This is a genomic window from Thermanaeromonas sp. C210 (assembly GCF_013167955.1).
GTDB lineage: Bacteria > Bacillota > DSM-521 > Neomoorellales > Neomoorellaceae > UBA12545.
This window is the reverse complement of record NZ_BLWF01000001.1, coordinates 671,355-696,283: the sequence shown is the minus strand read 5'-3', so window position 1 is coordinate 696,283 and position 24,929 is coordinate 671,355. Positions and strand designations below refer to the sequence as shown.

General features: G+C 58.8%; 21 protein-coding genes and 2 riboswitches. Of the genes, 3 read left to right on the top strand and 18 right to left on the bottom strand.

Going from position 1 to position 24,929, the window contains the following annotated elements:
- Positions 1–4: 4 nt before the first annotated feature.
- The 14 genes from gcvPB to TAMC210_RS03235 form a co-directional block, all read right to left on the bottom strand.
- Positions 5–1,465 carry an aminomethyl-transferring glycine dehydrogenase subunit GcvPB gene (gcvPB, locus tag TAMC210_RS03300; protein WP_173297356.1) on the bottom strand — a complete coding sequence of 487 codons (1,461 nt, stop codon included), beginning with the start codon at positions 1,463–1,465 and terminating at the stop codon, positions 5–7.
- A gap of 3 nt (positions 1,466–1,468) precedes the next feature.
- Entirely contained in the window at positions 1,469–2,800 is a 1,332-nt protein-coding gene (gene gcvPA / locus TAMC210_RS03295) for an aminomethyl-transferring glycine dehydrogenase subunit GcvPA (protein WP_173297355.1), read from the bottom strand.
- A gap of 4 nt (positions 2,801–2,804) precedes the next feature.
- Complete coding sequence (gene gcvH, locus TAMC210_RS03290; RefSeq protein ID WP_173297354.1) at positions 2,805–3,188, bottom strand: glycine cleavage system protein GcvH; 384 nt, start codon at positions 3,186–3,188, stop codon at positions 2,805–2,807.
- A 247-nt stretch (positions 3,189–3,435) separates the two neighbouring features.
- A complete protein-coding gene (gcvT, locus tag TAMC210_RS03285) occupies positions 3,436–4,557 on the bottom strand; it encodes a glycine cleavage system aminomethyltransferase GcvT (protein WP_254388482.1) in 1,122 nt (373 codons plus the stop codon).
- Between the two features lie 162 nt (positions 4,558–4,719).
- Positions 4,720–4,841: riboswitch (glycine riboswitch) on the bottom strand.
- A gap of 86 nt (positions 4,842–4,927) precedes the next feature.
- Complete coding sequence (sdaAA, locus tag TAMC210_RS03280; protein WP_277997666.1) at positions 4,928–5,821, bottom strand: L-serine ammonia-lyase, iron-sulfur-dependent, subunit alpha; 894 nt, start codon at positions 5,819–5,821, stop codon at positions 4,928–4,930.
- Positions 5,808–6,464, bottom strand: a complete 657-nt coding sequence (gene sdaAB, locus TAMC210_RS03275) for an L-serine ammonia-lyase, iron-sulfur-dependent subunit beta (protein ID WP_173297352.1) — start codon at positions 6,462–6,464, stop codon at positions 5,808–5,810. Before sdaAB ends, sdaAA begins: the two co-directional genes overlap by 14 nt.
- Before the next feature lie 14 nt (positions 6,465–6,478).
- Complete coding sequence (gene arcC, locus TAMC210_RS03270) at positions 6,479–7,426, bottom strand: carbamate kinase (protein ID WP_173297351.1); 948 nt, start codon at positions 7,424–7,426, stop codon at positions 6,479–6,481.
- Positions 7,427–7,515: 89 nt separating this feature from the next.
- Positions 7,516–8,433, bottom strand: coding sequence for an Hsp33 family molecular chaperone HslO (gene hslO, locus TAMC210_RS03265; protein ID WP_173297350.1), 918 nt, complete (start codon positions 8,431–8,433; stop codon positions 7,516–7,518).
- A 12-nt stretch (positions 8,434–8,445) separates the two neighbouring features.
- Positions 8,446–9,771 carry a 5'-deoxyadenosine deaminase gene (locus tag TAMC210_RS03260; RefSeq protein ID WP_173297349.1) on the bottom strand — a complete coding sequence of 442 codons (1,326 nt, stop codon included), beginning with the start codon at positions 9,769–9,771 and terminating at the stop codon, positions 8,446–8,448.
- Positions 9,755–10,765, bottom strand: coding sequence for a xanthine dehydrogenase family protein molybdopterin-binding subunit (locus tag TAMC210_RS13785; RefSeq protein WP_217267232.1), 1,011 nt, complete (start codon positions 10,763–10,765; stop codon positions 9,755–9,757). The genes TAMC210_RS03260 and TAMC210_RS13785 overlap by 17 nt, the downstream gene beginning before the upstream one ends.
- A gap of 33 nt (positions 10,766–10,798) precedes the next feature.
- Positions 10,799–12,124, bottom strand: a complete 1,326-nt coding sequence (locus TAMC210_RS13780; protein ID WP_308791909.1) for a xanthine dehydrogenase family protein molybdopterin-binding subunit — start codon at positions 12,122–12,124, stop codon at positions 10,799–10,801.
- Positions 12,121–12,220, bottom strand: a riboswitch (purine riboswitch). (Overlaps the previous gene by 4 nt.)
- A 250-nt stretch (positions 12,221–12,470) precedes the next feature.
- A complete protein-coding gene (locus TAMC210_RS03245; protein ID WP_173297347.1) occupies positions 12,471–13,676 on the bottom strand; it encodes a YgeY family selenium metabolism-linked hydrolase in 1,206 nt (401 codons plus the stop codon).
- Positions 13,677–13,721: 45 nt separating this feature from the next.
- A complete protein-coding gene (locus TAMC210_RS03240) occupies positions 13,722–14,714 on the bottom strand; it encodes an ornithine carbamoyltransferase (protein ID WP_173297346.1) in 993 nt (330 codons plus the stop codon).
- A 139-nt stretch (positions 14,715–14,853) separates the two neighbouring features.
- Positions 14,854–16,206 carry a hypothetical protein gene (locus TAMC210_RS03235; RefSeq protein ID WP_173297345.1) on the bottom strand — a complete coding sequence of 451 codons (1,353 nt, stop codon included), beginning with the start codon at positions 16,204–16,206 and terminating at the stop codon, positions 14,854–14,856.
- A gap of 347 nt (positions 16,207–16,553) precedes the next feature.
- On the opposite strand from TAMC210_RS03235, the gene TAMC210_RS03230 reads away from it, so the two are divergent.
- A complete protein-coding gene (locus TAMC210_RS03230; protein WP_173297344.1) occupies positions 16,554–17,270 on the top strand; it encodes a cytochrome c biogenesis CcdA family protein in 717 nt (238 codons plus the stop codon).
- A gap of 16 nt (positions 17,271–17,286) precedes the next feature.
- Positions 17,287–17,868: a TlpA family protein disulfide reductase gene (locus TAMC210_RS03225; protein ID WP_173297343.1), complete on the top strand. Its 582-nt coding sequence runs from the start codon at positions 17,287–17,289 to the stop codon at positions 17,866–17,868.
- Here TAMC210_RS03225 and TAMC210_RS03220 read toward each other — a convergent pair.
- From TAMC210_RS03220 to TAMC210_RS03205, 4 genes are all read right to left on the bottom strand, one after another.
- Complete coding sequence (locus TAMC210_RS03220; protein WP_173297342.1) at positions 17,830–18,426, bottom strand: SGNH/GDSL hydrolase family protein; 597 nt, start codon at positions 18,424–18,426, stop codon at positions 17,830–17,832. The genes TAMC210_RS03225 and TAMC210_RS03220 overlap by 39 nt on opposite strands.
- A 286-nt stretch (positions 18,427–18,712) precedes the next feature.
- Positions 18,713–21,841 carry an AAA family ATPase gene (locus TAMC210_RS03215; protein ID WP_173297341.1) on the bottom strand — a complete coding sequence of 1,043 codons (3,129 nt, stop codon included), beginning with the start codon at positions 21,839–21,841 and terminating at the stop codon, positions 18,713–18,715.
- A complete protein-coding gene (locus TAMC210_RS03210; protein ID WP_173297340.1) occupies positions 21,838–23,076 on the bottom strand; it encodes a metallophosphoesterase family protein in 1,239 nt (412 codons plus the stop codon). The genes TAMC210_RS03215 and TAMC210_RS03210 overlap by 4 nt, the downstream gene beginning before the upstream one ends.
- Positions 23,077–23,189: 113 nt before the next feature.
- The gene (locus TAMC210_RS03205; protein WP_173297339.1) at positions 23,190–23,891 is read right to left on the bottom strand and encodes a helix-turn-helix transcriptional regulator; all 702 of its coding nucleotides are present in this window, start codon (positions 23,889–23,891) and stop codon (positions 23,190–23,192) included.
- A 96-nt stretch (positions 23,892–23,987) separates the two neighbouring features.
- Between TAMC210_RS03205 and TAMC210_RS03200 the strand changes: the two genes are divergently transcribed.
- On the top strand, positions 23,988–24,920 hold the full coding sequence (locus TAMC210_RS03200; RefSeq protein WP_173297338.1) for an acetamidase/formamidase family protein: 933 nt from the start codon (positions 23,988–23,990) through the stop codon (positions 24,918–24,920).
- Positions 24,921–24,929: the final 9 nt, after the last annotated feature.

Genomic DNA, 24,929 nt, shown 5'->3' with positions numbered 1-24,929 from the left:
TGCTTTATTTCTTCTGCCACTTTAACACCGGATTGCGAGCGGCGGCAGCTTCATCGAGACGGCGCACAGGGGTATTATGGGGTGCGTTGCGCAGCAGCTCCGGCTGGGCAACCGCTTCCTCGGCGATACGAATTAAAGCCCCAGCAAAGGCGTCCAACACTTCTTTAGGTTCCGTCTCCGTTGGCTCAATCATTAAGGCTTCCGGCACGATAAGGGGGAAATAGATGGTGGGTGCGTGGAAGCCATAATCCAGGAGCCGCTTAGCTATGTCCAGGGTCCGCACGCCCGCCTCTTTTATTTTGGTTCCCGGGTTGATCACAAATTCATGCTTGCAGATACGGTCATAGGGTACGTTAAAGTGCGGGCGCAGGAGGCTCAACAAGTAGTTGGCGTTGAGGACGGCCTGCTCGCTGACCTCCTTTAAACCCCGGGGACCAAGGGTCCGGATGTAAGCATAAGCCTTGACCATCACGGAAAAATTACCGTAGAAGGCTTTCATCTGGCCTATGGTCTGGGGACGCTCGTAGTCCAGGTAGTACTGCCCTTTAGCTTGATCGTAACTCACTACCGGTACGGGCAGGAAGGGGGCCAGGTGTTCCTTTACCCCTACCGGCCCGCTGCCGGGCCCGCCTCCGCCGTGGGGGGTGGAGAAGGTCTTGTGGAGGTTGAGGTGCACCACATCAAAGCCCATATCCCCCGGCCTGGTGATGCCCATAATAGCATTGAGATTGGCGCCGTCATAGTATAGGAGGCCGCCCGCCTCATGGACCATGCGGGCCATGGTCACAATGTCGCTTTCAAAGAGGCCCAGGGTATTGGGATTGGTGAGCATCAAGGCCGCCGTATCCGGACTCAAGGCTTTCTCCAAGGCCTCCAAGTCCACCAGTCCGCGTTTGTCGGAGGGTATCTGGACTACTTCCAGACCGGCCATGGCGGCGCTGGCCGGGTTGGTCCCGTGGGCCGAATCGGGCACCAACACTTTCTTCCGTTGGGTTTCACCCCGGCTGGCGTGGTACGCCGCAATAATGAGCAGTCCCGCCAGTTCGCCGTGGGCACCGGCCGCCGGCTGCAGGGTTACGGCATCCATACCGGTTATTTCGGCCAGGTACTGCTGCAGGTGGTACATGAGTTCTAAAGCCCCCTGGGCCGCTTCCGGCGGCAGGTAGGGATGGAGGCCGGTAAACCCGGACAACCCGGCTGCTACTTCGTTCACCTTGGGGTTATATTTCATGGTGCAAGACCCGAGAGGGTAAAAACCGGTATCCACACCATAGTTAAGACTAGATAGGTGGGTGAAATGGCGCACGACCTCTATTTCGCTGAGCTCGGGCAGCCCGGCGTCCCCCCGCCGGCGATAGGCTTCCGGCAAGTAGTCTTCTACTTCTCCCGGCACATCCACCGGCTGTAAGGTGCAGCCTCGGCGGCCGGGAGCACCCAGTTCCCAGAGAAGCGGTTCTACTGCCACGGCTTACAACCCCCTCATAGCGTCTATTAAACGTTCTATTTCCGACTGCGTGCGCACTTCAGTAACACAGAAGAGCATGGCTCCTTCCAATTCCGGGTAAAAGGGCGCCAGGTCCAGGCCTCCCGCTATACCCGCTTCCCGCAGCCGGGCCGCCACCTCCGAAGGAGCCTTCCGGGCCCGGAGGGCGAATTCGTGGAAGAAGGGGCCGGAAAAGACGGGCTTAAGGCCCTCTATCTTTAAGAGTTCATTATAAGTGTAGTGGGCCTTCAGCAGGCACTGACGGGCCACTTCTTTAAGACCCTCTTTACCTAAACACGACAGATAAATGGTGGCCGCCAGGGCGCAGAGGGCCTCGTTGGAGCAAATGTTAGAGGTAGCCTTTTCGCGCCGGATATGCTGTTCCCTGGCCTGGAGGGTAAGAACAAAGGCCCGTCGGCCGTCCACGTCCACCGTCTGGCCAACGATGCGCCCCGGCAGACGTCGCACCAGTTTTTCTTTAGCAGCCATAAAGCCTAAGTAGGGACCGCCGAAGTTCAAGGGATTGCCCAAGCTCTGGCCTTCCCCCACCGCCAGGTCGGCATCGTATTCCCCCGGCGGGGCCAGGAGGCCCAGGGAAATGGGATTGACTACAGCGATGAAAAGGGCCCCCACTTTATGGGCCAGCTCCGCGGCTTCGGCCATGGGTTCCAACTGCCCTACAAAGTTCGGTTGTTGAAGGATGACGCCGGCTACGTCCCGGTCAGCCATTTTGGCCAGTTCTTCCAAGGAAGTCCGGCCGTCCTCCCAGGGTATCTCCACCAGGTCAATGCCCTGGCCCCGGGTATAAGTACGAAGAACGGCCCGGTACTGGGGGTTAAGGCCTCGGGAGAACAGGATCTTCTGGCGCCTGGTAGCGCCGCACGCCACCAGGGCTGCTTCGGCCGTAGCCGTGGCGCCATCATAATGGGAAGCGTTGGCTACATCCAGTCCGGTCAGGGCGCAGACAAGGGATTGAAACTCAAAGATTGCCTGGAGGGTGCCCTGACTCACCTCCGGCTGGTAAGGGGTATAAGCGGTGTAAAATTCGGAGCGCGACAATAGATGGGATACCACCGAGGGTATATAGTGTTCGTAGGCCCCGGCTCCCAAAAAGGAAATCAAATCCGTTCGGTTCTTACCGGCCAGCTCCTTAAGATGGCGCAAAAGGTCAGGTTCGGCTAAAGGAGCCGGCAGATCCAGGTCGCCTTTCAGCTTTACTTCTTCCGGAATATCCTCAAAGAGCTCTTCCACACGGGTTACGCCACAGGCCTTAAGCATTTCTTCCCTTTCGGCCGGTGTGGTGGGGATATAACCCATGGCCCTATTCCTCCTCCAGCAGTTTTGAGTAGGCAGAAGCGTCCAGCAGCTTTTCTACTTCCTGGGGATCGGTCAACTCCACCTCGATCATCCAGCCCTGGCCGTAGGGGTCCTGGTTGATAAGTTGAGGCGCTTCCAGAAGTTCTTCGTTCACGGCCATCACTTTGCCCGATACCGGCAGGTAAACGTCCGAAGCCGATTTCACTGACTCTACTACACCAAAGGCATCCCCGGCCTTGAATTCAGCTCCTACCTGCGGCAGTTCTACGAATACAATGTCACCCAGGGACTCCTGGGCATAATCGGTGATGCCGATACGGCCCCGGTTGCCCCTTATCTTCACCCACTCATGCTCCGCGGTGTAAAACAGGTCCTCAGGAATATGCATTCTGGTCCTCCTCCTTTTCTTGTGGCTTACCATGTATTTGTATTGCCCGTGCCGGGGCCCGGGCGCCGGTATCTTCCGGGCTTGGAGGCCGTCCGCAAGGCCCCCTTTCCCGGCCGGCTAAACTTTGGGGGCTCGGTGGCCGGTTTCTGGCCCCATGCCCTCCTACCCGCCTGCGGACTCGTACCGCCTCTGGTTCGCCGGGATCGCCAGTGCCCCAGGCGCCGGCCTGCCCGGCTCGCCCTCTTCCTCAGGAGACACCTTTCTTCTTACGGCTGTAGAAAGGCAGAGGCACCACCTGCGCGGGATGCTCCCGGCCCCTGATGTTCACCGTAAGCTCCTCGCCCTCTAGTGCGTATCCCTTTTCGACCAAGGCCAGGGCTATGTTCTTGCCCAGGGCCGGAGCAAAGGAGCCGGAAGTAACGCGCCCCACCACCTTATCTCCCCGGCTCACGGGATAATCCGGCCGGGGAATGCCCCGATCCTGCATGACCAGACCCACCAGGCGGCGCGGGGGCCCGACCTCCTTCTGCTGCTTAAGAACTTCCCGGCCGTTAAATTCCCCCTTCTCCGGCCGTATAAAACGGCCCAGTCCCGCCTCCACGGGAGTTATGTGAGGCCCCAGCTCATGGCCGTAGAGGGGCAACGCCGCCTCCAGGCGCAGTACGTCCCGCGCCCCCAGGCCACAGGGTTTAAGTCCCCGGTCCCGGCCGGCCTCCAGCAGGCCCCGCCACATTTGGGGTCCTTCAGCAGGGTCCAGGTAAAGTTCAAAGCCATCTTCTCCCGTGTACCCGGTACGGGAGATAAGGCAGTAGATCCCCTGGACCCGGCCGCGGGTCCAGCGATAATACCCCAGATCCTGGAGGTTGACGTCGGTTAGCGGCTGTAAAATAGCCGCTGCCTCCGGCCCTTGCAGGGCCAGTTGAACCGTAGCGGAGGATAGGTCCGTGATGACTGCGTCGGCACCCCCCTCCTCGGCCTGCTTCTGGATCCATTCCAGATCCTTGGCAGTATTGGCGGCATTGACCACTAGAAGGTATTTATCTTCCCCCTGGGGATATACCAGAATGTCGTCGACTGTGCCGCCGTCAGGGTAACACATGGGGCTGTAAATGACCCTGTCCCCTCTAGCCAGGGAGGCGTCGTTGGTGATCAACTGCTGGATCAGACTAAAAGCATCGGGCCCCTTTATTTCAATCTCCCCCATGTGGGATACGTCAAAGAGCCCCGCTTGGGTACGCACGGCCTGGTGCTCCTCCAGAATGCCCGTATACTGCACAGGCATGAGCCAGCCGCCAAACTCCACCATTCGCGCCCCTGCAGCCAGGTGCTCCTCATACAGAGGTGTCCTTTTCCCTTCCTGGTTGCTCACCGTCATCACCTCACTTATAGTAGTAGTATGGCCAGGCAAACCGAGAGGCCCACAGCGCCTCGAAAGGCGGTGTGGGCCTCTGTCTCCTGACCTGAGAGATTAGGCTTTAAGATTAAAGCCTTACCCCTTTGGTGCCTCACCAGGGAGGTCTCTCCAGAGGCGGGTCCGGGAGTAGTACTTTTGCCTGAGAGTTTCCTCCGGGCGGCCACCTTTCTACCCGGCGTTGCTCCTTCGGCGCCCCTTTCCTGCGAAAAACGCTAAGGGGTCTCTTCTACTCCTTTCATCCACCCTCTATTAAGTTGTACATATCAATTCGACATTTAGGCCGCATTATCCTTCTTGCGTGAAAATTTTCACTAACTTTTTCCGCTTATTCCCTTCCCAGAAAGCCCTCCATTAGAGCGCGGGCGCTGGGGCAGGCCGCCACGCCGCCCTCTCCTGTTTCCCGCAACGCCGGGGGCATACTGCGGCCCACCTGGACCATGGCGGTAACCACTTCATCGAGGGGAATAAAGGAAGGAACGCCCGCCAGGGCTATGTCGGCTGCTGCCAGGGCATGGGCCGTCCCTATGGCGTTCCGTTTTACACAGGGTATTTCTACTAGGCCACCTACAGGGTCACACACCAGCCCCATCCATCCCTTCAAGGCTATGGCCGCCGCGTCCAGGGCCTGGCGCGGTGTGCCGCCGGCCATTTCTACGGCCGCTGCGGCTGCCATGGCGCTGGCCACACCGCATTCGGCCTGGCAGCCTAAAGCGGCTCCCGCAAGGGAGGCCTGCTTACCCACTATTATGCCTATGCCGGCCGCGGCAAAAAGACCATCCACCAGGACTTCATCCTTCCAACCTTTTTCTTCCTGGAGGGCCAGAAGCACTCCGGGCAGGATGCCGCACGAGCCAGCCGTTGGTGCCGCTACAATGCGTCCCATGCAAGCATTTACCTCGGCTATGGCCATGGCCAGGACAATGGCCCGGCCGGTAGTTCCACCGGACAGGCTTTTTCCCCTCTGGCGGGCAGCTTCCAGCAGCTTGGCCCCGCCGCCTATCAGTCCGCTGGGGGAACGCATATCCCCCTTCAGCCCCTGGGCCGCGGCGGCCCGCATGACCTTCAGCCGTTGGGCCATTTGCCGCCGGACAAGCCCTTCATCTTGACCGCTCAGGCCTGCCTGGTACTGGAGCACCATTTGAGCCAGCGAGCGGCCCTCCTTTTCTGCCGCCGCAAGCAGTTCTGAAGCCCTTTTCCAGCTGCAGTTACACAGGGTCAATGGTGATCACCCGCTCCATAACCGGCCAGGACCTCATATCGGCAACAATTTCCGGAAGCAGAGCCTCATCCGTTTCGACGATCATCAAGGCTCGCCTGCCCAACCCCTCGCGGGAGACCCGCATATTGGCAATATTGATTCGCCGATCAGCTAACAAGGCTGTAACCTCGGCGACGACGCCCGGCCGATCCTTATAAGCAGCTACCAGGGTGGGCAACTGGCCCGTAACTTCTACGGCAAACCCATCGATCCGGGTAACTACTACCTGGGCGCCTCCGAGGGAGGAGCCAAGTACCTCCACCCGGCGGCTACCCCCTTTGATTATCATCAAAACGGAATTGGGGTGGACCTCCCCCAGATCTCCTTCTTTAAAGCTTACCTTCAGCCCTCTTTCCTGAGCCAGTTCCAAAGCCCGGCGTACCCGTTCATCGTCCACCTCAAAACCCAGCAGTCCGGCCACCAGTGCCCGGTCAGTTCCGTGCCCACGGTAGGTCCGGGCAAAGGAGCCATGGAGTAAGAACTCGGCCTCCCGGGGTTCATCGGCCAGAATGGCGCGGGCCAGCCTTCCCAACCGCACGGCCCCTGCGGTGTGGGAGCTGGAAGGCCCTATCATAACCGGTCCGATAACCTGAAAAACATCCATATCCCATCCCTACTCTACTTACCGGCCACCACAGCCGTACCCGACCTGCCGGCAACGGCCGCCGCGGCCTTGCTAAGGGAGCCGATAATGGCCTTTTCACCCCCGGCTTCGACAAAGCTGATAGCCGCCTCTATCTTAGGGCCCATGCTGCCCGGCGGGAACTGGCCTTCGGCCAAGTACTTCTTGGCTTCTTCCACCGTAAGGCGGGAAACCGCCCTCTGGGTGGGCTTGCCGAAGTCGAGATACACCTGCTCCACTTCCGTCAACAAGAACAGAAACTCTGCCCCTACCTCGCTGGCCAGGAGGCGCGCCGCCCGATCTTTATCGATGACCGCTTCCACCCCCTCCAGGCTCCCATCCGGCTTCCGTACCACCGGGATTCCCCCGCCTCCGGCGGCTACTACGATGATGCCGGCCTGCAGGAGGGCCTTGACCGCCTCCTTTTCCACAATCTCTAAAGGCTTAGGCGAAGGTACCACGCGCCTCCAACCGCGGTTGCTGTCCTCCACCATTTGATAGCCCTTTTCCTCGATCAGTTTGCGGGCCTCCTGCTCCGAATAAAAAGGTCCTATGGGCTTGGTGGGGTTCTGGAAGGCCGGATCTGAAGGATCCACGACTACTTGAGTGACTATGGAAACCGTCGGCACCTTTAACCCGGCCCGGGCCAGCTCGTAGCTTAAGGTCTGCTGGATAATGTAACCAATAGAGGCCTGGGTATCAGAGACCAAAACATCCAACGGCATGGGCGGTACTACATCCTTGGCCACCTCGTTCTTAATAAGTATGTTGCCTACTTGGGGCCCGTTGCCGTGGGTAAGGACCAAGCGATAGCCATCCCGGACTAGATCCACCAGCTGCCGGCAGGTTTCCTGGATATTGGCCTTCTGTTCTTCATAAGTGCCTTTTTGACCGGGACGTATTATAGCATTGCCCCCGAAGGCCAATACAACCGTCTTCGCCACCTTACTCACTCCTGTTAAGTTCGGTTTCATTTTTGTCTATATATATTCAATATAAATTACTATAGTCCTGCCGGCGAGAAGAAAATTTTTTAGCCTTCCTGCGACCGGCGGTCTTTCTCCGTCCCCTGTCCACGGTTTAGCCGGCTCAGCTCCACCAGCTCCTCCACCTCATCCCGGCCAAAACGGTAAACCCGGCTGCAGAAGGCACAGACAGCTTCAGCCTCGCCCTGTTCGACCAGAATCCGCTCCAGTTCTTCGGGACCTAAAGCCACCAGGATCTCCCGGAGGCGTCTGCGGGAGCAATCGCAGGCCCAGCGCAGCGGCTTACCCTCATGCACTTTAAAGGAAAGGCCCTTTAGGAGCAGGTGTAAAATATCTTCCGGGGAGAGGCCGCGGGCCAAGAGGCTGCTAACCGGACCGGCTTCCCGGATGTTGTTTTCCAGGAGTTCCGCCAAGTCCTCCCTAGCTCCCGGCAAGAGCTGCACCAGGAAACCCCCGGCTGCCCCTACTTTGCCTCCGGGCTCCACCCGTACCCCGATGCCCACAGCCGAAGGCTTTTGTTCCGAAGAAGCAAAATAGTGGGCTAGATCCTCCCCGATCTCGCCCGAAACCAGTTCCACACTGCCGACGTAGGGTTCCTTTAATCCTAAATCCTTGACTACGTAGAGGGTGCCCCGGCCTACGGCCCGGCCCACATCCAGCTTGCCGTCCCCCCTTAACGGCAAGTCTACCTGCGGTTCCTCGACGTAACCCTTGACTTTTCCCGGCCTGGCTACGGCCACCAGGCTGCCCAGCGGACCGTTTCCTCTTATCCGCAGGGTTACACTCTGGCCCTCCTTGAGGGTGGCCGCCATGAGGGCCCCTCCGGTAAGGAGGCGGCCCAGGGCGGCAGTAGCCGTAGGATAAGTATTGTGCAACTGCCTGGCCATCTCTACCAGTGCGGTAGTCCGGGCTACTAGGGCCAGGACTCCTTCTTCACCTGTGGCCCGTACCAGATAGTCCTCCATGGAAGCATCCCTCTACTCCAGGCCGACCCGGCTCCGGACCCGGTGCAGGGCTTTATTGCACTGGTGGCGCAGCTCTTCAGTATCTACAGTAAGAAGCCGTCCTTCGGCCACCACCACCCGACCGTCCACTATGGTCCAGGTAACGTCGCTGCCCCGGGTCTCGTAGACCAGGCGGCTGTAGATATCCACGCTATCGCCCGGCGTCTGATGGAGGCCCCGGAGGTCCACCACCACTACATCGGCCTTCTTGCCCACTTCCAGGCTCCCGATCTCCTGAGCCAGACCCAGGGCGCGGGCTCCTCCCAGGGTGGCCATCTCCATCACCTTCCTGGCGGGCATAGCCGTAGGCCCGTGTAACGGCTTCTGAATAAGGGCCGCCAGGTGCATCTCCTTGAAAGCATCCAGATTATTGTTGCCCGGTGCGCCGTCGGCCCCCAGGGTCACGTTAACACCCCGGTCCAGAAGCTCCTGTACGGGAGCAATACCTGAGCCCAATTTCAGATTGCACGAGGGGCAGTGGGCTACCTGGGTACCGGTAGCGGCCAGAATATCCTTCTCGGTTTCATCCAGCCAGATACAGTGGACCAGGACCACGTCGGGACCGGTCAGGCCGATATCATGCAGGTAGGTAACGTTGCGCTTGCCGGTCAGCTCTTCCACCAAGCGGACTTCGTCGCGGTTTTCCGAAGCATGGGTATGGATCATAACGCCGCGGCTGCGGGCCATATCGGCTACCTCGCGCATCAGCCTTTCACTACAGGAAAGGACAAAGCGGGGCGCAAAGGCATAGCGTATACGCCCTCCCGCCGCGCCGTGCCACTTGCGGCAGAGTTCTTCGCTTTCGGCCAGGGACGCCTCGGTGTCCTCCCGTAGGGAGGGAGGTACATCGTCCCCCGCATCCATCATTACCTTGCCGCATACCGCGCGGATGCCGCTCTCCGCTACTCCTTTAAGGGCGGCCTCTGTATGGTGCACCGTTTCCATGTCCAGGATGGTCGTGGTCCCGCTCAAGAGCATTTCGGCGCAGCCGAGGAGGGCCGAGTAATATATGGATTCTTCGTCGTGGGCGCCCTCCAGGGGCCATATTCGCCTTTTCAACCAGTCGAGCAGGGCCAGGTCGTCGGCCTGGCCGCGGAAAAGGGTCTGGCACAAGTGAACGTGGGTTTGGACCAGGCCGGGGATCACGGCCTGGCCGGAGGCATCGATGACCGTATCGGCCCTTTCCGGGGTGGAGCCTACGGCTGCAATACGATCCCTTTCGATGTAGAGGTTTCCCTGTAGGACACGCCGGTCCCCGTCCATAGTTACCAGGATACCGTTTTTAATGAGAATGCTCATGTTGCCCCTCCTTAGCCTTTAAAGCCTTGAGCACCTTTTCGGGCGTGGCCGGCAGCTCCGTCAGGCGAACGCCGACGGCGTTATATATGGCATTGAGGATGGCCGGAGCAGTCGGCAGAGTGGTAGGTTCCCCCACTCCCTTAGCCCCATAAGGCCCGGAAGGCTCGGGATCTTCGATAATAATGGGTTCTACCTCAGGCATATCCATGGTGGTAGGGATAAGGTAGCTGTGAAGGTTGGGGTTGTAAATCTGGCCCTCCCTCAAAAGCACTTCCTCCATTAGCGCGAGGCCTAAACCCATGGCCACACCCCCGGCTATCTGACCCTCCACCGCTCCCCGGTTGATGGCCCGGCCCACATCGTGGGCAGCTATGATTTTTAACACCTTCACTTCGCCGGTATCGGTATCCACTTCTACTTCGGCGATCTGGACACCAAAGGCGTAGGGCCAGTAAGGAGCTCCCTGGCCGTTTTCATCGAGCTGGGTGGTATGGGCGGTAAAGGTTCCCTCTCCTACCAGGCGCACCCCCGCCAGCCAGGCCTGAGCCGCCGCCTGTTCAATGGAGATCCTCTTTTTCGGGTAACCGAGCACGCTGATATACCCGTCAGCCGCCTTCAGGCCCATGATGGTGTTGACGCCGAGCTCCCGGGCCACGAAGTTAAGAAGTTTATCTGCCGCCTGGCGGCTGGCCAGGCGCACGGCATTGCCGGAAACATAGGTCTGCCTGGTGGCCGCCGTTGTACCCGCATCCGGCGTGGCATCGGTATCCGCCGCCACCACCGTGACCCGGTCCAAGGCTACACCGATCTCCTCCGCGGCAATTTGGGCCAGAATAGTGCTGGAACCCTGGCCGCAGTCGGCAGCTCCGGTCCGAACCGTCACCGAGCCGTCCTCGTGGATCTCCACGAGGGCCGTCGATACGTCGGGAAACCCGTTGCCATAACCTATCCCGTAAAAAATGCAGGCCATACCCGTACCTCGTTTCTTGGCCACCATCTCTCCCTCCCCTCTGACTTGCTGCCTTCCCTATTTGAGCTTCTCCACATCCCATCCGGCTGCCATGGCAGCTGCCAGCAGGCAGGCCTCCAGCCCTACACTCCTCTCCAGAACCTGGCCCGTAGCCGTCACGCTCCCCTGGCGGAGAATATTCCGCCACCGGATGGTGAAGGGGTGGATCCCCAGCTCGGCGGCCAGAAGATCCATTTGGCCCTCGTAGGCTATGGGTGGCTGGGTGGCTCCAAAGCCCCGCATGGCCCCGGTGAAGGGATTGTTGGTATACACGGCATAAGCATCTATTTTTACATTGGGTACATAGTAGGGGCCGGTGGCATGGACCGCCGCCTTGCGCAGGACGTTAGGAGACCAGGAGGCGTAGGCGCCGCTGTCGCCCACGATCTCGGCTTCCACAAAGGTAAGGCGGCCTTCCCGGTCGGCACCGGTAGTATACTTCATAATCATGGGATGGCGCTTGCTGTGGGAGTAAAAAGATTCCTCCCGGCTGTTTATCATTTTAACCGGTCTCCGGGTGTGAGAAGCCAGCAGGGCGGCCAGAATCTGCAGGGTCATGTCCTCCCGGCCGCCGAAGGCCCCTCCTACAGTGCTGGTAACAATTCGCACCCGGTCCTGGGGCACTCCCAGAGATCTGGCCACTTCCGTCCGGTCCCAGTGGGGATACTGGGTGGCTACGTGGATTTCAATATGACCCCGCTCATCGACCCTAGCCACGGCAGCTTCCGGCTGCAGGAAAGCGTGGTCCAGCATAGGGGTGCGATAGGTGTTGCTGACTATCACGGCCGAAGCCCGGCGGCCTGCCTCCACATCGCCCCTCCGGATCTTAATGTGATAGAGGATGTTGGAATCCCCGTGGATGAGAGGAGCTCCCGGTTTCATAGCCTCCAGCGGATCGAAAACCGCCGGCAGGGGCTCATACTCCACCTCAATGGCCCGGCAGGCCTCTTCCGCGGTGGCCTCGTCTTCTGCCGCCACCACCGCCACCACATCGTTGACGGACCGCACGCGCTCGCCCGCCAAGACCGGCATATGGGGTATGAGGACCCCATGGCCGTTGTGCCCCGGAACATCCCGGGCGGTTAATGCTGCCACTACTCCCGGGATTTTGAGGGCCGGCGCCACGTCCACCCTTACCAGGCGGGCAGAAGCCACCGGAATGCGCTTGGCCTTCCCGTACAGCATACCGGGAAAGCTGATATCTGCGGGATAAAGGGCCCGGCCCGTGGCCTTAGCCACACCCTCTATACGTCCCACAGATTTACCGATTAAAGTTTCGGCCATAATCTCACCCTCTTCCCCCAGAGAGGTTCGGTTATAAAAATAGTGACCGGTCGTAGCCACGATCTCCCCGCCTTCGTAGTCGGGTGATTCCGGTCACCTGGTAGAAACCCCCGGCCCCATTGCCGGGGTTATACGAAGGTTTCACGTTAGATGATTCGCCATGTCTTTTTTAAATCCTGCTAATTTGCGGAAGCCGGCGGGAAGGATTTTTGCCGGTACCCAGCCTAAAGACCGATGGGGCCTGCTTGGCTTCCGCGCGCTACCCATCCGTCTGCACCATAAGCCCGGCCTCCACCTGGGTCGGTTTGGGTACGCCTTCCAGCTCAAGCAGGCCCTAGTACCAACTTATAGCAAACCCGAAGTTTCCGTTCCTAACGCGCCGACTGGTTACCTTCTTTTTACCCTTTTACAGGCGGCTGCGGAGAACGGCGGGGAACAGGGCATAAAACTCCGTAGCCCTCACCACATCCTCCAGGGGCACCTGATCCTTCACGGTATGGGCATAGACTTCATTGCCGGGGCCAAAGCCTATGGCCGGAATGTTGGCCTTGCCCATCCAGTATATGCCGTTGGTAGAGAATACCCATTTGCCGATTTGGGGTTTGGCGCCGAAAACCTTCTCACAGGTCTCCACCCCGGCCTGCACCAAAAGGTGGTCTTCCGGAAGGGCCCACGCCGGGAAGTACTTATCGACTTTGAACACAAAGCCATTATAACTGGGCTCGTCGTAGATCAGCACTTCTACCTGGCCCCCGTGGGGCTCGGCCACCCGGCGCACCTGCTCCACCGCCATTTCCAGGGTTTCGCCGAAGGTCAAGCGGCGGTCGATATATATGGTGCACTCGTCTGGCAGGGCGTTGATGGAAGGTGTCTTGCAATGTATATCGGTTACGGCTATACTTCCCTTGCCCAAGAAGGGGTCATCTATGAATTCCGCCCCCATTTTGCTGATGCCCTCGATGATGGGGGCCATCTTGTAAACTGCGTTTTCCCCCCGCTCCGGGGCGCTGGCATGGCAAGTGCGGCCCTTGGTGACCACCTTCATCTCCACCCGACCCCGGTGACCGCGGTAAATTTTCATGTTAGTGGGCTCTCCGATGAGTACGAAGTCGGGACGGATCTTGTCGGTCTCCACCAGAGAGTGGGGCGCAATGCCGTCGCAAACCTCTTCCAGGTTGCCGAAATAATAAACGGTGTAACCGTCCAAGAGTCCCAGATCGCGGGCGATTTTCAGCCCGTAGACCATACCGGGGGTAGAACCCTTCTCGTCACAGGCCCCCAGTCCGTACAAGATACCGTTCTCTATCTTACCCTTGTAAGGATCCCATTCCCACTGGGTGGGATCCGCCACATCCACGGTATCCACATGGGAATCGTACAGGAGCTTCTTTTCCCCGTTCCCTATTCGCCCTACCACGTTGCCCATGTGGTCGAAGAAAACTTCGTCATACCCCAACTTTTTCATTTCCTCCGCAATGCGCTGCACCACGTCGCCGATGGCCCCGTTGGGGGACGGGATGGCTACGATGTCCTTTAGAAACTGGATGATGTCTTCTCGGTAACGCGCTACTTCTTCTTTTATCTTGTTAATAATCGTATCGTCCACCTTCATTGGCCGTTACCTCCCTTAAAAAGGTGTGGGGCTGGGGCCGGCTGTTTAAGGCCGGCCGCCCATCACCAGAGCCATGAGGGCTTTCTGCACGTGCAGCCTGTTCTCCGCCTCGTCGTAAACCACCGATTGCGGCCCGTCGATAACCTCATCGGTGACCTCAAAGCCGCGGTCCGCCGGCAGCGGATGCATATAAATGGCGTGTTTCTTGGCCAGACTCATCATGCGGGAATCGCAGATCCACTTGGGATATTTCTTGATGAGCTTAACCCCTTCTTCTTTATCCTGGGTATGGACCAGGGGACCCCAGCTCTTGGGGATGACGATGTCCGCATCCTTAAAGGCATATTCCATGTCGTCCACGATTTCAAATTTAACGCCGGCCTCTTCGGCATTCTTCTTAGCCTGGGCCACAATCTCGGGCATGAGCTCGAACTCCGGCGGATGGGCCAGGGTAACATCCAGCCCGAAACGCGGCATCATAAGTATCAAGCTCTGGGGCACGGACAAGGGGCGCACATACTTGGGAGCCGAGGTCCAGGAGACTACCAGCTTTAGGCCCCGGGTGTTGCGGCCGAAGCGTTCCCTGATGGTCAAATAGTCGGCCAGGATCTGGCACGGATGGTACATATCGCACTGCATATTGATTACCGGCACGCTGGAGTACTTGGCCACTTCCCGGATATACTTGTTCCCTTCTCCGTAACTGCAGTGGCGGATGGCAATGCCGTGGCCGAACCGGGAGAGGACCATGGCCGTATCTTTAGCGTTCTCCCCGTGGGAAATCTGCAACTTATCCGGGCTTAAATCGTGAGCGTGGCCGCCCAGCTGGGTCATGCCGGCTTCAAAGGAGTTGCGGGTACGGGTAGAGTTATCGAAGAAGATCATGAAGAGGGTCTTGGCCCGTAAAATGTGGTCATGGAGTTGGCCGGTGGCGAACTCCTGCTTCAACCGCTCGGCCAGGGAGAAGACCATTTCCAGCTCCTCTACGGTCCACTCCTGGGTGGTGATGAAATGCTTGCCGCGCAAAAGGGAATGCATACTTATACCTCCTTAAGGGTTTTGGTGCTTCTTTGGTGCTTCCGGGGATTTTCTTGGGCGAAAGGGCGCCGCCCCTCCGTCCTGCGGAAGCCCGAAGATTTGGGGGTGCGACAGGCGAAAAATCATGTAGCGGGGAACCTTACCCTTCTAGAACCTCCCTCACCTCCTTCTCTTCCCGGGAAAAGGTGTATAAAGACCGGTTCCTCCCCGGTGATATTATTTTTTCCACTCCCGCCCTTTTAACGACACCGGCTTCGAGGAGCCTTTTGAGCATCCTTTGAGCCGAACGGGTGCTTACCCCGGTAAGCCGGGCCAAATCCTCGGAAGTAAAGAAGCTCTTATCCAGGGAGCAAAGAGCGGCAATTACCCTGCTCAAGGTAGGCGGCGAACAACCTGCTTTTTCCGCCAGGCGGAAAAGGGCTTGGTTGGCCGTCACCCGGATATCAATTTTTAAAGCCTGGCTGCTGCCCAGGGGGCCCCATAGCTCACCGCCCTCGGACAGAAGATAGCAGCAGTTGCCTCCCCCCCGCCGGGCCATTTGCAGGGCCTTATAGGCCATGCGGCCGGCATCCCAGGGAGTGGAGCCAAAGCCTATGCCGACGCTGGCCGCTACCCCCGTCTTTCTTTTAAGTATGTCCAGGAGGTCAAAGGAGCGGAAGGAATGGGTGAAGTCCTTAAGGGATCCCCTGGTGGCGATGAAGAGGAAACTGCCCGGCCTGGTAGGAGTTACGAAAGCGCCCAGGCGTTCAAATTGGCCGAGCAATATTTGGTGCACTGCCAGGATCAGCCTTTCGCGGCGGTATTCGTAAGGGATCCCGAGCTCCTCTTCCTGGCGGGGATCGTCGAATTCCAGGATGCCCACCGCCACCTGCCTTTCGGCCTCCCTGGCCGCTTCCCCCAGAAGTATGCCCTTTTTTAAAAGCTCTCGCAGGGCCGAATTGGTAGGCACGGCCCACTCCACGGGGATGTTATGGCGGAGCAGCTTACCGTAGATATTCCGTATGCAGGTTACAATACAGCACGCCTGCCCGCTCTCATAGGCCTGCCGGTGCAGGCGGTAAAGCTCCTCCTCGTCGGAGGTTTCCGTCCAGCTCAGCACACCCCTGCTGTCAAATCCGATCTCGGCATAAACTTCGTTAATAGCATCCCTACCAAAACCGTCTACACTCGCCTTTCTGATATCGTAGCCACGGCTTAAGAGGCGTAACAAAGGGGGGTACAACCAGTCCGGGCTATAGGGGACGTAGGTAGAGGGCACTACCCAATTAGGGAAGGCCCCCTGCACGCGGAAGTAGGCCAGGGGTCCCGTAAACAGGACGACCTCATTCTTCGCGCTGGCCTGCCGGTAAAGATCTAAAATCTGTTCTTCCTCTTCGTAGGAGTAAAATTCTACTACTATACGGTCGTCCATCTCCCGAGCCGAAGAGGCTACCCTTTCCACCAGATTGGCGGGTCCGATGACAGCGGCCTTGATAGGCTTTCCCTGCAACACGATGCCGACTCCCCGGGTAAAACGTCATGTCCTTTATTTGTCGTTAATATTATTCTCCATGTCTTCGCCGATTCCTGCTATCTTCATAAAAATATATCTCATACTTGGTACCATCCCTAAAGCTCAATTTAAACCCGGGGATCCATAAGGAGGAAATGGGTGAGGGTGAGACGATCCTGGCAACAGGGTTACGGAACTGAGGGCCGGTTCCAGGCTCGTCGGGGGAAGCGGCGGCGGGAAAAGCCTAAGAAAGAGGCGGGATAGCCTGGAGCATGGATCCTTGACAACCTCCCACCCTCTCCTTATAATACTAAGTAAGTAATACGCCTGGAATAGGGGGGAGCGAATTGGCTCCATCGGAGGTTTCCCTGCTGGTAGCCCTGACCGCCGGCGTAATTTCCTTTCTCTCCCCGTGCGTTATTCCCCTGGTACCCAGCTACCTTACCTACCTGGCCGGGACTTCCGCCGCCCAGCTTGCCCACGGTGTACCGGGAAAAGTCAGGTTGACCCTGCTGGTAAACGCCCTGGCCTTTGTAGCCGGCTTCAGCGCCATCTTCGTGACCATGGGGCTTTCGGCCAGCGCCATAGGCGCCCTGCTCTTAAAGCACCTCGACTGGGTGCAGCGGGTCGGTGGCCTTATTATCATCCTTTGGGGATTGCATATGGCCGGAGTGCTAAAGGTAGGACTTCTTCAACAGGAAAGGCGGGTTCAGTTTAAGCCCGGACGGGCGGGAATTGCCGGCTCCTTCCTCATGGGGCTGGCCTTTTCGGCAGGGTGGACCCCGTGTGTGGGCCCCGTCCTGGGTTCCATCCTGATCCTCGCCGCCAACACCGCCAGCATAGGTACCGGTGCCGTCCTGCTGGCATCGTACTCCTTGGGGATGACCCTCCCCTTTATGGCCGCAGCCGTCGGATTAGAATGGGTAATGGGCAAGCTGAAGCGCCACACTAGATGGCTTCCCCTGGTCACCACCGTAAGCGGGTGGATCATGGTAATAGCAGGTATCCTGGTAGCGACCGGAATCTTTGCTCGCCTCTCCGGGCTCGGGCCGCTATCCTTTTAACGAAGGAGGAAACAGGATGAACCGCAGCCTGTTTATAGGAGTATTTTTAGCCGTTGCCCTAATAGCCGGAGGTATTTCCAACTGGCGCTCCGCTCAGGCCGAGAAGGCACCCGCTTCCCAAGGCCAGGAGGAGGTCAGCCGCGACGAGGCAACGAGGTCCCTCCCGATCCAGATAGAAAGGCCAGCCCCAGACTTCACCCTGCCGACCTTAGACGGCGGGACGGTCACCCTTTCCGAGCTCAGGGGCAAGCCTGTGTTTATCAACTTCTGGACCACCTGGTGCCCCTTCTGCCTGCAGGAAATGCCCGACTTTCAACAATTTTTCTCCCGGCACGGCGAAGAGGTGCACATGGCCATCATCAACGTAACTGCCGCCGAGGAAACCCTGGACGATGTCCGGAACTTCCTGGCATCCACCGGTTATACTTTTCCGATTCTGCTGGATACCGAGGGCGACGTGGCCCGCATGTACCTGGTGCGCTCCCTTCCGACCAGCTTCTTCCTGGATGCCCAGGGTATCCTTCGGTATTATTACCCCGGACCGGTAACCCTGGAGACTTTAGAAGAGGCCCTGCAGGAGATTCAGCAGTTTTCCTAGGACGGCCTCGGCCATGACCTGGTAGCCGCGCCGGTTAGGGTGGGCGTCATCCACAAAATATTCCCCCCGTCCCCACCCGGTCGCCGGGTCCACGAGGGGTGTATAAAAATCCAGCAGCATCAGGCCTTCCTTAGCCGTCAATTCCCGGTAGGCCTCGCGATAGCTCTCCAGGAGGGAGGCCATTTCGGTGAGGAATAAAAGGGGCACACCGGCATCTGCCCGGCAGAGGGGAGGGGGCAAGGCAATGACCGGCGCGATGCCCCCTTCCCGCGCCTTCTCCACCATGACCCGGACATTTTCCCGAACCCGGGAGACCTCTACCCCGGCCCAGGCATCGTTGGTCCCTCCCATAATGATGACCGCCCGCGGCTCCAGCCGTAGGACGTCTTCGTGGAACCGCGCCAGCATTTCCCCTGTCGTTTCCCCGTTGACGCCGCGGTTTTCCACCACCAGCCCCGTTCTCTGGGCCACCAGGTGTAGCCATGAAGCCTCCGGACCGTAAGGGTAACCGTAAGTGAGGCTGTCGCCCAAGCCGACGATGTCAATTTTCGTCGCCATATTATCCCTTCCCCCGAATAGAGGGCCACTCGAGAGATAGCTTACTCCCCGGGTCTTTACAAGACCCGCTTGACGGTAATCCCGCTAGAATTGTACCATGAAGGGAAGACAAATAGAAGGTAGACCCGCCTAAGGACAGGAGAGCTTTTCGTGAGACCAAGAGGCGGCGGGGCCTCAAAGCTGAGGCTTTGAGGCCCCGGTGGCTCAAGGAGGTCTTGAAGAAGTGAGTGTGCATTAATATTTTTAACCCACAACCATGCCTTTTATACGTAAATACACCCGGACTTCAGTTGTGGACCAGTCTAACCCGGCTCCCCTTGCCTTCCGGTCCGGCCGGAACTACTTCCAGGTATACCGGCATCCGCTCCTGTAGCTCCCGGACGTGGCTTATGACTCCCACCAGGCATGCTCCCCGCCGCAGCCTTTCCAGGGCCTGCATTACGACCTCCAGCTTTGCGGCGTCCAGAGTGCCGAAACCCTCGTCCAAGAAGAAAAACCCCAAGGGATATCGGCCCTTTAATTGTAGCTGGGAGGAGAGGGCCAGGGCCAGGCAAAGGGAAGTTAAAAAGGTCTCTCCTCCGGAAAGGGTGGACACCGGACGGCGCTGGCCGCCATTGAAATCGTCCCGGAGGATAAAGTCGCCCCTCTCATCCAGCTCCAGGGCGTAACGCTGGCCGGTGAGACTTCCCAGGCGCCGCGATGCTTCCAGGACCATGTCCCGCAACTGCTCCTCGGCCAGAAACTCTACTAGTTTGCGCCCGCTGAGGAGGCGCCGTAGAAGATCGGCCAGCTCCCGCCGGTGCGCGACCTGCTGCTTCTCTTTCTCCAACTCAAGCCACCGCCGGTGGTTCCTCTCCAGGCGCTCTAATTCGTTCTGGCCAACGGCGAAGCGGCTCCTAGCGGCGGTCAATTCCCTTTCCCCTTCCTCCAGTCGCCTTTTCGCTCTCTCCCACTCGGCCGGGTTAAACTCGCGGCCGGCCAGCTCTCCCTCCAGGTATTTTATCTCTTCTCCGGCCGCATAAAACCGGCGCTGAAAATCCTCTACCGCGGCCGACAGGGCCCGGCGCCTCTCTTCTCCCATGAGGGCCGTGCGGGCCTCTTCCCGGCCGGCGAACCCGGCCGCGGCGAGCCTTCCCTCAACACTCCCCTTGAGCTCCTTTTCCTCCTCCTCCAAAGCTTTGAGCCTGCTTTCCAGGCCGGCCACCTTTCTCTGGGCCTCGTGGAGCTCCTCCTGGGCTTTCTTCTCCAGCCGGCGGAGGCGGGTAACCTCGGCCTCCATTTGTCCCATTTGCTCCTCGATGGCCCTGAGGAGGGATGCGGGATCTTCATTGCCCGCGGCTGCCTCAATTTTCTTCCGCAGCTCCCCTTCTTGGGCCCGTTTGGTAGCGATTTCCCCTTTCAGGGTGCTTTCTTTGAGGGTCAGCCCTTGCAGCCGGCCTTCGAGCTCTCGTATCCGGGCCTCCAGCTCCTCCGCCTCTTCCGCCATTTTCTTCATTTCTCCGCCCAAGGCCGACAGCTTCTGCTCTGCCCCCCTTATTTCTTCCAGGCGCGTCCTTACCCCGTCCCGCCCTAATCCTCCAGAAGCCTGCCGGAAGAGGGCCGTAAGCTCCCCTACCTCCTGCCGCACCCTTTCCCTCTCCGGGGCTATACCTTCCACCAAGGTCCGCCCCAGGGCCTCCCATTCACTTTTAATCCTAAAGGCTTCGTCACGCCACCTCCGTGCCTCCCACAGTTCCTTTTCTGCCGCCTCCTGCTCCCGGGCCAAGTCCTCCAAAGACCGGGACAGGTCTTCTCCCTTGGCAGGGCACGGGTGCTCCCGGGAGCCGCAGACGGGACAAGGCTCGCCGGCTCGGAGGCCGGCGGCCAGGGAGGCCGCCTTCTGGACCCGCCAGGCCTGTTCTAAGCTGCGGCGCAAAGAGCTGGCCCTCTCCTCAACTTCCCTGACGGCACCCTCTATGACGCCCGCTACGTCCGTTTCCGGACCAAGGGCCACGCCCGGCAACCTCTGCTGGAGAAAACGGAGCAAAATATGCTGTTTCTCCTCCCAGCGCCGCTGTTGCTCCCTATACTTCTGCTCCCATCCTAAGGCCTGGCGCTCCCTATCCTCCAACAGGGTAAGAACTTTGGCCGCCTCTGCCAACCGTTCCTTTTCCTCCGGATCTACGGACAGCGACTGGAGGCAGGCCCCAACCTCCTTTTGCCTCTCCTGCAGGGCCTTCAAGGAACTCCGTTTCTTTTCCAGTTCCAGGTTCAGCTGCCGGATCTGGCGGCTGAGTTCCCTGAGCTTTACCTCTTGTTTTTGCAGCTCTTCTAACAGTATTCTCCTTTCCGCCTCCCGCTCCACCGCGCCTTTAACCAACGCGAATCTTTCCTGCCACCGGGGCCATTCCCTCTCCCGGCGCTTTTCCACCTCTTCCAACTGCCTGCGGCATGTAGCCCAAGCCCCTTCGGCTTGCTGCTCCAAGGCCTTGGCCCGGACCAGGGTTTCCCGGAGACTCTTCAGATCCTCCGCCAACCTCTCCTCCCGCTCAAGGTCCTGCCGGAGGGGCTCCGCCCTGGCCGCCAGCTCCAGGGCCCGGCGGTGTTCCTCTACGGCCGGCAGCTGCTCCTCCAGGGCGGCCCGCCTGGCCCGCACCTCCTCTAGCCTCTCGTAGAGCCTGCGATCTTCCTCCATCTGCTGCCACTGCGCCCGCCAGGCCTCCACCTCCTTTTCCATTGCCTGCACCTTTGCCTCCTGTTCATCAACCTCCCTTCTGGCCCTGGCCAGGGCTTCGACTGAGGCATCCCCCATGGCCGCCTCTTCGGCCGCAATCTGGCTCAACCGTTGTTCGCAGTCCTCAAGGACTCTTTTAGCCTTCTCCGCCAGCTCGTCGCCGTAGCGTTCCAGGCAAAAGATGTATTCCAGCATCCTGGCCCGTTCTCCGCCCGTCAATTTTAGGAACTCATCGAACTTTCCCTGGGGCAGAACCACCGCCCGGGTGAAGTCTTCTTTCCGCAGGCCGAGGATCTTAACGATATGTTCGTCCACCTCGCTGGGGGAAGAAGCCAACACCTCGCGGACCGTCCCATCGGGATTTAACTGCACCAGGCGCGCGTTCCGCGCCCGCACGGCAAAGGGATCGGTGCGTTCCCGGACGTACTGGCGCTCCACCCGATATACCTGTTCCCCTAACTCGAAGGTAAAGGCTACCCGGAGCTGGTTTTCCTGCTGGTTAAGGATCCCGCGGCGCCCCCTTTCGGCGCGCTCCACATTGCCGAAGAGAGCTAAGGTAATGGCGTCTAAAATAGTAGACTTGCCCGCCCCGGTGGGCCCGAAAATCCCGAAGAGCCCGTAACCCGCCAGTTCCCGGAAATCGATTTCCTGCTCCTGGCGGTAGCTATGCAATCCGGAAAATACCAGTTTAAGGGGCTTCACAAATCCATCCTCCCTTCCGGTACGGAACCCCCCTCCATGTCCAGGAGTTCTAAGAAGAGGTCCACCAGCTCCCCGGGAGGCTCATATCCCAGCTGCCGGGCGGCAAACAAGCGAAACTGTTCCCTTATAGGCAAGGCGGCCCGGCCGGAACTGGGCATACCCCCTAACCCTTCCGGGAGGAGAACACGGATGTTGACTACTCCCGGGTGCCTTCGGCGGATCTCGGCCACCTCCTGGGGCGTCAAAGGCTCGGTCGCCCTTATTTCTAAATCGACCCAGCAGCGCAGGTTCTCCCGGTCCCCGCACCACGTCCAAAACTCTTCCAGGCTGCAAGCCCGCCAGGTTTTTAAGGGCCGGCCGCAACGCAGGGGAACGCGGGTAATAGAGGCCCTCGAGCCCGGCCGGGCTTCGACGATGACCACTTCCTTGGGCTGGTCTGTTTCGGAAAAGCTGTAGGCCAGGGGCGACCCGGCATAACGGCAGGGTACGGGCGCCCCTTCTACTCCCTGAGGCCGGTGAAGGTGACCTAGAGCCACGTAGTGGGCATTAGAGGGCAAGGCCCGGGCTTCCACCGCCAGGGCTCCCCCCAACTGGATGGGACGCTCGGACTCGGCCTCCTTCCCGCCAGCCATGTAAAGGTGGCTTACCACCAGGTTGACCGTGTCGGGCCGGAACCGGGTCGCCAGGCCTTGGAGGATGGCCCTTATGCGTTCCGTATAGGCTTGCTGCAACAGGTTATCCTCCAGTACCCGGCTCAACACCTCGTTTAGGCGCGCCTCTGATGGATATGCCAGGCAGCCCACCACCGCATGCTCTTCACACCCGGGAATCTCCAGCTCCAGCCAGCCGGGCCCGGAGGCCACCCTTGCGGCTCCGCCCTTTCCCCGTCCCGTAGGAAGCTCCTCTAAAGGATAACCGATAAGGGAAATGCCGTGGGTTAACGCCAGGGGGTTGGCAGCCCGCAGGCGCTCCGGGCTATCATGGTTTCCGGCAATGGCCACCACCGCCCTTTTCCCCCCGCTGGAAAGGCGCTCCAGGGCTTCAAAAAACAGGTTTTCCGCTTCCGCCGGCGGGTTATAGACATCGAAAATATCTCCCGCTATAACGATAAGGTGTATACCCTCGGCCGCCACCAAGTCACACAAATCATCTACGAATTCCCTCTGCTCCTCAAGGCGGGATCTCCCCTCCAGGGTGCGGCCCAAGTGCCAGTCGGAAGTGTGTAGTATCCGCAAGAAAACTTCAACCCCTTTAACCGCAGGTTATGGATCCTCGCTTCCCGAACCGTCTGCCGCGGAATTTGCCGGCCACCCGGCCGGGCACGGCAGTATCCCCTGTTCTTTGACAGTTACAATACCCCTCGCTTCATCCCTTTTAGGGCCCTTACTTCCTCCAGGTAATTATAAATCGTATACTTGGATACGGCTAGGACCTGGGCCACAACATCCACCGCACCTTTGACCAGGAAGATGCCCCTGTCGTCCAGGATGCCCACCACCTTTACCTTGTCCTCCTTGGTCATTACCGCAACCGGCTTGCCCATTTCCTGCAACACGCTTTCTACCACAGAGTCCACTACTTCGTTTATATCACGGGCGAACTGTTCCTGGGTCCGGCCGAAGCCCGCTTCCGCCAGGTCCTCCATCCGGCAGAACTCCTGTAAAATGTTCCCGGCCAGCCGGAACTGGGTAAGGTCAAAGTTGATGCACATGCATCCGATGATCCTTTCATTATGGTCCCGGATAAAAATGGTGGAAGACTTGAGGATCTTCCCATCCTTCGTACGGCTTGGGTACCCGATTAAATCCCGGGCGCCGTCCCCGTGCTGCCGGAGGGCCTCCAGCACCAGGTTGGTAACCGGCGCTCCGATATCCCGGTTGGTAACGGAACCCGCCTTAAATACAAGAGAGCTAGAAGGATTCTTGAGATCGTGGAGAACAACTTCACAGTACCGGCCAAAGGTAGCCGCTATACCTCGGGCAAGGGGAATTATGGCCTGCAACAAAGGATGGATTTTATCTTCCTCATCTTGACCACCTTGGTTAGCCATAGTACTCTTTAATTATACAATAATTTGAATTAGGAGCCATGAAGATCGATCTTGTGTCTACCACCCTGCACCTTTCGAAAAGGGAGGTATCATCCAATGGCCACAATAGAAGTCAGGCCCAAAGGGTACAACTATGTTTTTAGCCCCTATCTAGAGCCTACGGCCTCCGTGAAACCCGGGGATAAGGTGATAGTTTATACTGATGACGCCTTCGAAAGCCGTATTAAAACCAAAGACGATTTGCCGGCCAAGGCGCTGGCCACAGCAAAATTCTTAAACCCCCAGACCGGGCCGATTTACATAGAAGGCGCCGAGCCGGGCGATACTCTCGCCGTCAAGATCCACAGCATAGAATTTACCAGGGACTACGCCGTCAGTTGCTTTATCAAATACTTTGGCGGGCTGACTTCGACCAATCTAACCAGAACATTACAGGAACCCCTGGAAGAAAGGGTGTGGATTTGGCATTTGGTAGATGATGGCCGGTTTCTCTATAATGATGAAATTAGAGTAAAAGTCCCGGCCCAGCCTTTCTTGGGAACCATCGCCACGGCCCCTGAGCTCGAAGCTATTTCCGCTTTAACTCCGGGATACTTCGGCGGCAATATGGATGTACCGGACGTAAGGCCCGGCAATACCCTTTACCTGCCGGTATCGAATCCCGGAGCCCTATTTTACGTGGGAGATTGCCATGCGGCCCAGGGGCAGGGAGAATTGTGCGGCGTGGCCCTGGAAATCACCGGAAAGGCCACCCTGACCTTTGAAGTTATAAAGGGTAAAAATAGCGAATGGCCAAGGATCGAATCTCCCGAAAAAATTATGACCGTGGGCAGCGCCCGTCCCATGGAAGACGCCGCCCGTATCGCCTACGCAGAACTGGTAAAATGGTTAGCCGAGGATTACGGGTTTACCGTGGCGGAAGCATATCAGTTACTAACCCAAGTAGGCGGGTTGTATGTAGGTAACATGGTGGACACCAGTTATTCCCTCGTTGCCTCGATAGAGAAAAAATACTTGGAACGCACCTGAAGGTCACCG